This is a genomic window from Nocardia cyriacigeorgica NBRC 100375 (assembly GCF_000308555.1).
In the GTDB taxonomy this organism is placed as follows: domain Bacteria; phylum Actinomycetota; class Actinomycetes; order Mycobacteriales; family Mycobacteriaceae; genus Nocardia; species Nocardia cyriacigeorgica.
On record NZ_BAFY01000154.1, the window covers coordinates 18,904 to 28,397 of the forward strand.

General features: G+C 69.3%; 11 protein-coding genes. 4 read left to right on the top strand and 7 right to left on the bottom strand.

Features of this window, described 5'->3' with window-relative positions:
• Positions 1-22: 22 nt before the first annotated feature.
• Positions 23-625, bottom strand: a complete 603-nt coding sequence (locus tag RJ05_RS14730; protein WP_036537773.1) for a TetR/AcrR family transcriptional regulator — start codon at positions 623-625, stop codon at positions 23-25.
• A gap of 61 nt (positions 626-686) precedes the next feature.
• On the opposite strand from RJ05_RS14730, the gene RJ05_RS14735 reads away from it, so the two are divergent.
• Positions 687-1,511, top strand: a complete 825-nt coding sequence (locus RJ05_RS14735) for a class I SAM-dependent methyltransferase (protein ID WP_036537774.1) — start codon at positions 687-689, stop codon at positions 1,509-1,511.
• A gap of 33 nt (positions 1,512-1,544) precedes the next feature.
• On the opposite strand, the gene RJ05_RS14740 is transcribed toward RJ05_RS14735, so the two are convergent.
• Positions 1,545-2,546 carry an alpha/beta fold hydrolase gene (locus tag RJ05_RS14740; protein ID WP_036537775.1) on the bottom strand — a complete coding sequence of 334 codons (1,002 nt, stop codon included), beginning with the start codon at positions 2,544-2,546 and terminating at the stop codon, positions 1,545-1,547.
• A gap of 54 nt (positions 2,547-2,600) precedes the next feature.
• On the opposite strand from RJ05_RS14740, the gene RJ05_RS14745 reads away from it, so the two are divergent.
• Positions 2,601-3,449, top strand: coding sequence for an SDR family NAD(P)-dependent oxidoreductase (locus tag RJ05_RS14745; RefSeq protein WP_051016583.1), 849 nt, complete (start codon positions 2,601-2,603; stop codon positions 3,447-3,449).
• 56 nt (positions 3,450-3,505) lie between these two features.
• Here the strand turns inward: RJ05_RS14745 and RJ05_RS14750 are convergent, their stop codons facing one another.
• Positions 3,506-4,333: a LysR family transcriptional regulator gene (locus RJ05_RS14750; RefSeq protein WP_036537776.1), complete on the bottom strand. Its 828-nt coding sequence runs from the start codon at positions 4,331-4,333 to the stop codon at positions 3,506-3,508.
• A 70-nt stretch (positions 4,334-4,403) separates the two neighbouring features.
• On the opposite strand from RJ05_RS14750, the gene RJ05_RS14755 reads away from it, so the two are divergent.
• Positions 4,404-5,576 (top strand): YbfB/YjiJ family MFS transporter, encoded by a 1,173-nt coding sequence (locus tag RJ05_RS14755; protein ID WP_234012190.1) that lies wholly within the window; start codon positions 4,404-4,406, stop codon positions 5,574-5,576.
• Here the strand turns inward: RJ05_RS14755 and secG are convergent.
• From secG to RJ05_RS14770, 4 genes are all read right to left on the bottom strand, one after another.
• Positions 5,563-5,796: a preprotein translocase subunit SecG gene (gene secG, locus RJ05_RS14760; protein ID WP_036537777.1), complete on the bottom strand. Its 234-nt coding sequence runs from the start codon at positions 5,794-5,796 to the stop codon at positions 5,563-5,565. The two genes, RJ05_RS14755 and secG, sit on opposite strands and share 14 nt — an antisense overlap.
• A gap of 55 nt (positions 5,797-5,851) precedes the next feature.
• A complete protein-coding gene (locus RJ05_RS14765) occupies positions 5,852-7,450 on the bottom strand; it encodes an MFS transporter (protein ID WP_036537778.1) in 1,599 nt (532 codons plus the stop codon).
• 5 nt (positions 7,451-7,455) lie between these two features.
• Positions 7,456-7,608: a hypothetical protein gene (locus RJ05_RS30900; protein WP_156090825.1), complete on the bottom strand. Its 153-nt coding sequence runs from the start codon at positions 7,606-7,608 to the stop codon at positions 7,456-7,458.
• Positions 7,609-7,669: 61 nt separating this feature from the next.
• Positions 7,670-8,263: a DUF3841 domain-containing protein gene (locus RJ05_RS14770; protein ID WP_014351693.1), complete on the bottom strand. Its 594-nt coding sequence runs from the start codon at positions 8,261-8,263 to the stop codon at positions 7,670-7,672.
• A 407-nt stretch (positions 8,264-8,670) separates the two neighbouring features.
• Here RJ05_RS14770 and RJ05_RS14775 point away from each other — a divergent pair, with 407 nt between their 5' ends.
• Complete coding sequence (locus RJ05_RS14775; RefSeq protein ID WP_014351694.1) at positions 8,671-9,468, top strand: META domain-containing protein; 798 nt, start codon at positions 8,671-8,673, stop codon at positions 9,466-9,468.
• The last annotated feature ends 26 nt before the right edge of the window (positions 9,469-9,494 follow it).

Here is a 9,494-nt window from a genome sequence, read left to right on the forward strand (position 1 = left end):
GCTTCGCCACTCCGTCCGACTATTACCGAGGGCGCGACTCCACGGCGCCGGCGAGCACTGTCGCGACCAAATGGCCGATCGCCGCGTCGCCGGGCGCGCCGGAATCACGGTCGGCGAAGACGAGATGCCCGCCACCGACCAGCGACAGGGTGAGCGAATCGATATCGGCGTCGGCGGTGATCCGCCCGAGGGCACGTTCCTCGGCCAGATACGCCGAGACCGCCTGCGTCATCTCACCGAGAATCGCCATCCCACCACCCGGCCGTGCCGCGCGCAGCCTGGCGCGCAGTTCGTCGCGGAAGGTGATGAGCGGAATGATGGCAACCGGAACCGGGCCGAACAGTGCGGTGAGGGCCTTCGCGAGATTGTCGACGACGCTGCCGCTGCCCGCGGCATCACGGAGTACGTCGGCCTGCGCCGCGAGCCGCGTCGCGCGATCGAGGACCAACTCGGCCAAGAAGGCGTCGAAATCGGCGAAGTGCCGATGCAGTACACCCTTGGCACAGCCGGCCTCGTCGGTGACGGCACGGCTGGTGAGCCCGCTCGGGCCATCCCGCAGCAGCACCCGTTCGGCCGCGTCGAACAGTTGCTGCCGAGCGTCTTGCAGATGCACACCGGTCGGCACGCCAGGGCTCCTATCGCGTCACTCCATTGCCAGGTGGGCAAGCGCCCACTAATGTGGGCGCATGCCCACTTTACCGCACCAACCGGAGCCGGCAGCGCGGCAGCCGCACCGAGCACGCACCATCGCCGAATCATTCGGCGTCGACGCACACGGCTACGACCGAGCTCGGCCGCGCTACCCCGACGCGCTGATCGCGCGCATCGTCGCGGAGAGCCCCGGACCCGAGGTACTCGACGTCGGCTGCGGCACCGGTATCGCCGGCCGGCAATTACAGGCCGCCGGTTGCCGGGTCCTCGGCATCGAACCGGATGCCCGAATGGCCGAATTCGCCGGTGCCCGTGGACTTCCGGTCGAGGTCGCGACCTTCGAGACGTGGGCGCCGCGAGGCCGCAGCTTCGATGCCGTCGTCGCCGCACAGTCCTGGCATTGGGTGGATCCCGCCGCGGGTTCGGCACAGGCAGCGCGGGTCTTGCGCCCACGCGGGCGGATCGCCATTTTCGGCCACGTCTTCGAACCACCGGCCGAGGTGGCCGAACCGTTCGCCGACGCCTACCGCCGCGCGGCGCCGGACTCCCCGTTCGCCGATCAGCCGGCCCGCCGGCCACTGGAGCTGTACGAGACGACCTATACGAAAATTGGCCAATCACTCACCGCAACTGGCACTTTCAGCAGTCCGGAGCTCTGGCGCTACGACTGGGACCGGACCTACACGCGCGAGGAATGGCTGGCACTGCTGCCCACCACAGGCGGCCTCACCTCCCTCACTCGCAGCCAACAGGCCGAGATCACCGAGGCGGTCGGTTCCGCCATCGACGCTCTGGGCGGCCGCTTCACCATGCACTACACCACCCTGGCGATCTCCGCGATTCGCGACTCCCGCGCCTGAACCATCGGCCGCACGTACCGCGACGATCGGTCGCTAGTCGGCCGCTCCCTGTGTCGCCGCCTGCTCGGCCCCGCTCACGAGGTCACCGAGACTCCGGATGAGGAAGGCGTTCACCGCGTCGGCCTGTTCGAGTTGAACCAGATGGCCCGCATCGGGCACCTTTTCGGTCGCACGCAGGTCGCGAACATGAGCGCGCATCGTGTCGAGAGGGTCGCGGCCGCTGAAACCCTCCATGTCGGGGTCGTTCTCGCCGTAGACGAAATACACCGGGACCTCGACCGAGGCGCCGGCGTAGTCGGCGGTCAGTTCCCAGTTCCGGTCGATGGCGCGGTACCAGCTGAGCCCGCCGGTGAAGCCGGTGCGCTCGAAATCTTCGGCGAGAGTGTCGAACTCCTCGCAGGACAGCCACTTCCACGGCAGTGACGGTGCTTCCGGCAGGGCCTCGAGGTAGCTGATGCCGGGCGGGTTGCGCCAGGTGTCGAGATAGTGATAGTCGCCGCTGAGGGCGTAGTACACGCGGGACAGGAACTCGCGCGGCCGACCGGCCAGCGCGGCGTCGGCGACGCCGGGCTCGCGGAAGTATTCGAGATGCAGGAAATGCTTTTCGGCCATCTTCGACCAGTAACTCGACGGCACTTTCGGGGCGCGGGGAGTGAACGGATTGTTCAGCACCACCAGACCGCGTACCCGCTCGGGCGCCCGCAACGCCAGCTCCCACAGCAGTGCCGCACCGAAATCCAGGCCGACGAAAACAGCCTGTTCGGCACCGATGTCGTCGAGCAGGGCGAGCAGGTCGCCGATGACGGCTTCGTTGGTGTAGGCGTCCACGCCATCGGGGATGTCGCTGCGGCCGTAGCCGCGCATGTCAGGGGCGAGCGCACGGAAGCCCGCGTTCGCCACCGCCGCCATCTGCCGATGCCAGACGAACCAGGTGTGCGGGAAGCCGTGGCAGAACACCACCGGATAGCCCGCACCCTGTTCCGCCACGTGCAACCGCACGCCATTGCCCGTCACGAACCGATGAGCTACTTCCACGGCAACCTCCGACCACTAGAACGCGTTTCAGTTTCACGGTAATGTCCCGGGACCGTGAGCGGAATACCTGCACAACTGAGCGGCCGGGTCGCGGTGGTCACCGGGGCCAGCCGGGGCATCGGTAAGGGCATCGCCGTCGAGCTGGGCGCGGCCGGCGCGACGGTCTACGTCACCGGGCGATCGACCACACCGGGGCGGCTGCCCGGCACGGTGAACGCCACCGCCACCGAGATCGACGCCCTCGGCGGTACCGGTATCCCCTATATCTGCGATCACCGCGACGATGACGCGGTGGCGCGGCTGTTCGAGATGGTCCGCGGCGAGCAGGGCCGGCTCGACATTCTGGTGAACAACGTCTACAACTCCCCCGCCGCCGCACGCTGGCTGGGCAAACCGTTCTGGGAGGTGCCGCCGGCGGCCTGGGACGAGACCTTCGACGTCGGGGTGCGGTCGCACTACGCGGCCAGCGTCTTCGCCGCACCGCTGCTGCGTGAATCGGGCGGATTGATCGTCAACATCTCCTCGCCCGGCGCCGAACGGCATATGCACAATGCCGTCTACGGCGTAGCCAAGACCGCGCTGGACCGGCTCACCGCCGATATGGCGCACGAGCTGGCCGCCGACGGCGTCACCGTGGTGTCGTTGTGGCCGGGCATCGTGAATACCGAACTGCTGCAGATGATTCCGCGTGACGCGGAGGGCAGGCGGCAGGTGACGCTGCCAGGTGAAGGGAGTTTCGACCTGGATGCCGCCGAAACGCCGCGATTCCCGGGCCGCGCGGTCACCGCTCTGGCCGCGGACCCCGATCGGCAGCGTCGTTCCGGCCGCGCGTTCCGTGTCGCCGATCTCGCCGAAGAGTACGGCTTCACCGACGTCGACGGCCGCATACCGCGCGCTGACTGAGGGCGCTGTCGCCCTTGCCACCCCCGCCCCGACGACGCAGCCGGCCGCGCGTTCACTCAGGCGACCTCGAGGAACCTGCGCACCGCCCGTGACGGTTCGGCCCGCCACGCCAATCGCACCCGAGAGGGCGGCGCATCCGGCAGGTCGCGGTAGACCACACCCGGATGCGGCGCGCGGACGCGGGCGAGTTCGGGCACGACCCCGATGCCGCGACCGGCCGCCACGAGTTCGATCCACTCGTCGAAGTTGGTGCAGGTGACCAACGGCCGGCCGGGATCGGGCGGATTCCAGGACGCGGCGGTGGTGGTTCCGGAGACGGTGTTCACCACCAGCGGCTCATGGGCGAGATCGGCCCAGCGCACCCCGGTAGCGGTGGCCAGCCGCGAGGCGGCGCCGACCGCGAGGACCCGTCGTTCGGTGGCGATCGGGCGTGAGCGGAGCTGACGCGGCAGGCCATCGCCGGTGCGATAGAGAGCGACGTCGATGGTGCGTTCGGTGAGCGCGGTGAGTGGATCGTCGATGCGGCGCAGGGAGATGCGCCCGCCGGACTCCTCGAAACGGGTGCGGGCCTCGGCGAACCATTCATCGGGCAGCAACCAGGAGAACCCGAGCTCGACCGCGGCGCGGCTGCGCAGATCGGCGCAGACCGCGTCGACGTCGGCGAGGATGGTTCGTGCGCGTTCCCGCAGTTCACGGCCCTCGTCGGTGAGCGCGAAGTGGCGTGAGCTGCGTTCGATCAGCCGGGACTCGAGGATTCGTTCGAGCTGCTGGATGGTCCGGGTCAAGGCGGGCTGACTCAGATGCAGACGGGCGGCGGCGCGGGTGTAGTTGGCTTCCTCGCACAAGGCGGCGAACGCCCGCAGGTGACGCAGCTCGACATCCATGCGTCCAGCGTATACATCGTGCACAGGAAGCATTTCACACCGGTGCTGCGCGGCTCTAGCGTCGGGTCACGTGATCGAGAACGCCGCCTCCGACGTGGACGTCCCCGCCGCGCGCACCTCCGGCGAGCATCGGCCTCTGGCGCAGGCCCTGGCCGCCTGTGCCGGTCTGGCCGCCGCTATGGGTGTCGGTCGTTTCGCCTACACCCCGTTACTGCCGGTGATGATCGACGCCCAACGCCTCGACGCGCATGCCGGTGCCGTCGTCGCGGCCGCCAATTACGCCGGGTATCTGGTCGGTGCGGTCCTGCTCTCCCGGGTGCCGCAGTTACACGGGCCGAGGGTGTTCCGGCTGTCGGCGGTCGCATTGATCGCCAGCGAGGCGCTGATGGCATTACCGATCTCGACTGCGGTGGCCGCGATCGCTCGCCTGGTGGCGGGGGTGGCCAGCGCCGTGATCTTCGTCGGTTGCGCCCGCGCCATCGCACGGGCCGGTGGCCGGCATGATGCGGGTATCGCCTTCGCGGGGGTGGGTGTGGGGATCGCGGTCACCGGGGTGCTGGTGCTGGTGGCGGGCCCGGTGGTGTCGTGGCAGGGGATGTGGGCCGGCGCCGCGGTGCTGACCGCGCTGCTGCTCGCGCCCGCGTGGCGGTTGCCGATTCCCGGCGGAGCTTCGCAGGGCCGGGCCGGCGGACGGTCGGGTGGGCGCGTCTGGTGGATGCTGCTGGGAGCGTATTTCTTGGAAGGGCTCGGCTACATCGTCATCGGGACGTTCCTGGTGGCCGCGGTCGGTGGACCCGGTGGCGGTGCATTGGCACCGCTGAGCTGGGTGATCGTCGGGGTGGCGGCCGCGCCGGCGACGCTGATGTGGGGTGTGTTCACCAAGCGATGGCCGGCCGCGGCGCTGCTGCCGGTGGCATTGATCGCGCAGCTGCTGTCGGCGGTGTTGCTCGCGGTGTCGGACGGGACGTGGCAGGTGGTGATCGCTGCCGCACTGTTCGGTGCGACGTTCATGGGGATCACGCTGCTGGCGATGCAGGTCGGCCGCGAGCTGCGTGGTGCGGCGGCAGCTGCCTCGTTGACAGCGGTGTACGGCGCCGGTCAGCTACTCGGGCCGTTGGTGGTGGCGCCGCTGCTCGGCAGCGGGTACAGCGCCGCGTTCGCGGTCGCGGCAATGGTGCTCGCGGCGGGCGTGGGGTGCGCGATCGGCATGATGAGGGCTATCGCCTCCGTCAGGAGAACTTGATCTCCAAGCCGATGCCGAGGATGGCGATCAACCAGATGAGGCCGGTGAAGATGGTGACGCGGTCGAGGTTCTTCTCCACGACGGTCGAACCCGACAGGCTGGACTGCACACCGCCGCCGAACAGGCTGGACAGACCTCCACCCTTGGCGCGGTGCAACAGCACCAGCAGCACCAGCAGCACGCTGGTGATGATCAGGAGGATATCCAGGAACATCCGCATGGCCGACAGTCTATGTGCTCGGCCGTCGCGCGCCGAATCAGCCCGGTTCCGCCGGCTACCTCGGCGTCACCGCGACCAAATGGGTGACGGTGCCCGGCTCGTCGGCCGAGTAGCGGGCCACCGCGCTCTCACGCAGTTGATCCTGCGCGGTGAGCCGCACCTGATGCTGCTGCATATGTTCCGACCAGGACCGCACCACGAACGCCTCGACATACCGGTCGACCACTCCGACATCGCGGTAGAGCCGCCATTCCATCGCGCCGGTGCGCTGACGGGACCGGCCCACGTACACCATCGCCGCCAGGAACTCCGGCACGTCCTCGGGTGGCACGTCGTAGCGGCGCAGCACCATCACCGGACCGTCGGCCGGATCGGGTTCCTCCACCAGCTGCGGCTCGGGCCAGAACGCCGACGGGGTGAGGTCGAGGGCGTCGGCGTCGTGGCGGATCGGCCACCACAGGGTGCTCACCGCGCAGCAGCCGAGCAGGACCGCCGCCGTCAGCAGGGCCGTGACCACGCTGGACGCACCGGCGACCAGACCCCACACCAGCGAACCGACGGCCTGCCCGCCCATGAACACCAGCATGTACACCGACAGCCCGCGCGCCCGCACCCAGCCCGGTAGCAGCAGCTGCATGGTCGCGTTCATCGTCGACAGCGCCAGCAACCAGGCGAACCCGGCGCACACCAGCAGCACCAGCACCGGAACCAGTGTCGACAGCAGCGCGGTGCCGACCGTCGCCGCTCCGAACAGCACGGCCGCGATCGCCAACTGCCTGGTCGGGGTGAGCGCGGCCCGCACCCGCGCCAACGCCAGCGCGCCGAGGACGGCGCCGACACCGAGGGCACCGAGCATCAGGCCGTACCCGGACGAGCCGAGACCCAAGCCGTCGGCCGCGACCACCGGCAGCAATGCCCACAGCGCACTCGCGGGTGCGATGAACAGGATCGAGCGCAACAGCACCCGCCGGATCGCCGGCGCCGCGCGAATGAACCGGGTCCCGGCCTGCAAGGCGGCCAGGGGCCGTTCGCTCGGCAGCGAGCGTTCCTTGGAGGGTCGGCGCCAGGCGATCAGCGCGGCGACGATGGCGCCGAACGACAGCGCGTTCAGAGTGAACACCAACGTCGGCCCCGACAGCGACACCAGCGCACCCGCGATCGCGGGCCCGACCGCGCGCCCGATATTCATGCTCATGCTGCCGAGCGCGGCGGCCGAGGGAATCTGCTCGCGCGGCACCAGCTCCGGCTGGATCGCCTGCCAGGCCGGGCCGGTGAGCGCCTGCCCGCAACCGAGCAGGAACAGCAGCGTCAGCAGGACGGGCGGCGTGGTGTGGCCGGTCGCGGTCGACACCGCGAGCGTCGCGGCCAGCACGGCCATCGTGGTCTGCGCTCCGAGTAGCAGCCTGCGCCGGTCCACCAGATCCGCGATGACGCCCGACGGGATCGACAACAGCATCACCGGCAGCGTGGTGGCGGTCTGCACGAACGCCACCAGTGCCGCCGCATTCGGCTGATCGACCAGGATCCACTGCGCGCCGACCGTCTGCATCCAGGTGCCCAGATTCGACACCAGCTGCGCGATCCACAGCGCCCGATACACCCGAATCCGCAGCGGCGCCCAGGTGGAGGGCGGTGTCGTTACCGGGGTGGTCACTCCGGTCAGCCTAGTCGGGGCAGGCCTTGTTCCCGGCGAGCGAGCAGATACCGCCCGTGCACCGGCTTCATCACCGGCTCGCCGGGGCCACGGCGCTGTCCGGGCATCGCGTGGTTGAGCAGGTGTCGAGCGGTGACCTGGGCGCTCGCGTACTTCACTATCGCGGTCCGAGGTCGTCTCCGGCGCGGTACCGGATAGTGCGCAGGCCACTGGGCAGGTTCAGGATGCCGACGACAGCGGTGACGTCCTCACAGCCAGCGATGGGTTCAGGTCGGGGTCGGCGGCGATACGCGCGGCGGTTTCGGCGTCCGGCGGGTAGTAGCGGCTGCGGACGATCCATTCGCGGCGCAGTTCGGGGATCACGATCTGGAGGTTGTCCCACTCGTTGTCGAGGGTGGAGCTCCAGTCCATCGGCGCTTGGTCGGGTGGGAAGGCGGGGCCGTCGTTGCGGCCGGCGTTGCGCAGCAGCTCCATCGTCACACCGAGATAGTCGTTCCACCGGGCGTAGGAGGTGGACATGGTGAGTGCCGCGGGGACATCGAGCTTGATCAAGTGCACCCCGCGCGCCCATTGGTCGAGGCCGAGCAGGCTGTTGGCGGTGTGACGCGTCGCGCGAGGACGCAGAGCACGGCCGGGCCAGCACCACACCGGTGCCGCACCATGGCAAGCAATGCCCCGGCGCTCCATCTCGGCCACCATCGCACGGTAGGCAGGCCGCCAGTTCACGATCGCGTACTGCCACTGCGCCCGGAAGATGCCGTTGTCGCGCACGGCGTCGACGACTTCCGCCGCCTGCAAGGTCCACAATCGCATCAGCGATCGACCCGCTCTATCGCAACAGTGACACCCGAATCCAACATCGCTTGCTCCCTCCCCCTCGCCCTACATCACAACGGATACACCGTACGGCCGAGAACCGCAGGCGTCACGAGGTTTTCGGTGGTCGCGCGACAGGCCGACCTTCGGCACAATCGGTCCGCGAGTCAGGACGGGACATCAATGCAAGGCGTCGGGCGTGGGATGGCCCGGCGAGCGGGAAGCCGATGATCAGCGATACGGCGCGGACGCCGGCCACGTGCGGCACCGGACGGAAGTGTGTTTCGACCACCTTCGAGCGACAACTCGCGAAGTTGTCGCTCGAAGGTGGGCGAACATGGCACTTGTCCCGGCCCGACGTCCCGCGCCCGAACCAGCGGATAACCCGCCGGTAGGATCGCGACATGTCGGCACACCTGATCCGGTTCGGAGCGGCGTTGCTGCTCACCCTCGCGGCCGCCACGGCCTGCGCGAACGACGACGACGCCGAGCCGACGGGGCCCGCGCCGACGCCGATGGGCCATACCTACATCTCCACCGAGGTCGAGGGCGCCCCGATTCCCGGCGGAGGTCCGCTGACGCTCACCTTCGCCGAAGGGCGGGTCTCCGCCTCCGCCGGCTGCAATACCCACAGCGGCGCGGTCGAACTCGACGGCAATACCGTCAAGGTATCGGGCCTGGCCAGCACGCTGATGGCCTGCCCTGGCGAGAAGATGGGCGCCGACGAATGGCTCAGCGACCTGCTCAATGCCTCGCCCAGCTGGCGGCTCGACGACGCCCGGCTCACGCTCGAGGGCAACAACACCACGGTGGTCATGATGGACAAGGAAGTCCTGCTCCCCGACCGCCCGCTGCGCGGCACGCCCTGGGTGGTCACCGCCCTGCTCACCCCCGACGCCCAGATCCACTCGCAGAAGATCGATGAACTGCGCCCGGCGTTCACCATCGCCGAGGACGGCACCCTCACCGGTTTCGCCGGCTGCAACCGCATGACCGGCTCGGCCACCATCACCGACACCGCCGAAGCCGCCGATATCGCCTTCCGGGTGGCGACCACCAAAATGATGTGCGACCCCGAGACCATGGAGGTCGAGCAGGCAGTCCTCGCCGCGCTCGACGGCACCGCTCAAGCCACCGTCGACGCCGACGTCCTCACCCTGCGCAACCCCAACGGCCATGGCCTGACGCTGCGCGCGCAGTAACAGCGAGGCCCGCCACGGGTCGCCGG

Coding starts and splice junctions, on each gene's coding strand:
- RJ05_RS14775 (WP_014351694.1), top strand. CDS start 8,671: ATGTCGGCACACCTGATCCGGTTCGGAGCGGCGTTGCTGCTCACCCTC.
- RJ05_RS14770 (WP_014351693.1), bottom strand. CDS start 8,263: ATGCGATTGTGGACCTTGCAGGCGGCGGAAGTCGTCGACGCCGTGCGC.
- RJ05_RS14750 (WP_036537776.1), bottom strand. CDS start 4,333: ATGGATGTCGAGCTGCGTCACCTGCGGGCGTTCGCCGCCTTGTGCGAG.
- RJ05_RS14735 (WP_036537774.1), top strand. CDS start 687: ATGCCCACTTTACCGCACCAACCGGAGCCGGCAGCGCGGCAGCCGCAC.
- secG (WP_036537777.1), bottom strand. CDS start 5,796: ATGCGGATGTTCCTGGATATCCTCCTGATCATCACCAGCGTGCTGCTG.